1 protein-coding gene is annotated in these 812 nt (G+C 64.4%); it reads left to right on the top strand.

Annotated features, from left to right (window positions below; all coding sequences use genetic code 11):
* A partial coding sequence (locus tag AB4Z37_RS32965; protein WP_441520878.1) for a TRAP transporter large permease occupies positions 1–812 on the top strand: 812 nt, incomplete at both ends.

Here is an 812-nt window from a genome sequence, read left to right as displayed (position 1 = left end):
CCGTCGACGGTGCTCGCCGTGTACGGTATCATCACCCAGCAGGACATCGGCAAGCTGTTCGTTGCCGGCATCATTCCGGGCCTGCTGGCGATCGCCATGCACATGATCACCATCGCCATCATCGGCCGGGTGCGCCCTGGCTTCCTGCCGGCCGGCCCCAAGAGCAGCTGGGCGGAACGCACCACAGCGTTGCGCGACGTGTGGTCGCCGCTGCTGCTGTTCGTGTTCGTGATCGGCGGGCTCTATGGCGGCCTGTTCATCCCGACGGAAGCGGGCGCGGTCGGCGCAGTCGGCGCGTTTGTCATCGGCGTTGCGCGTGGCAAGCTCAACGGCCAGGGCATCCTGCAGTCGCTGCTGCAGGCGACGCGCACGGCGGCGGCGGTGTTCACCGTGCTGATCGGCGCGCTGTGCTTCGGTTACTTTCTCACCATCACCCAGACGCCGCAGCACGTCACCACGTTCCTGACCGGCCTCGGCATCGGCGCCTACGGCGTGCTGGCGCTGATCCTTCTGATGTATCTCGTGCTCGGCTGCCTGATGGACGCCATGGCGATGATCATCCTGACCGTGCCGATCGTGTTCCCGGTGGTCACGGCATTGGGCTTCGATCCGATCTGGTTCGGCGTGATCATCGTGATGACGGTCGAGCTCGGCCTGATCCATCCGCCGGTCGGCATGAACGTGTTCGTGATCAAGAGCGTGATCAAGGACGTCAACATGTCGACGATCTTCGTCGGCGTGCTGCCCTTCGTGATCACCGACCTGATCCGCCTCGTCATCCTTATTCTCTTCCCGCTGCTCGCCACCTGGCT

This window comes from Bradyrhizobium sp. 2TAF24 (assembly GCF_052115025.1).
Taxonomy (GTDB): domain Bacteria; phylum Pseudomonadota; class Alphaproteobacteria; order Rhizobiales; family Xanthobacteraceae; genus Bradyrhizobium_A.
The sequence above is the reverse complement of the archived record's forward strand: the minus strand, read 5'-3'. Positions and strand labels throughout refer to the sequence as shown.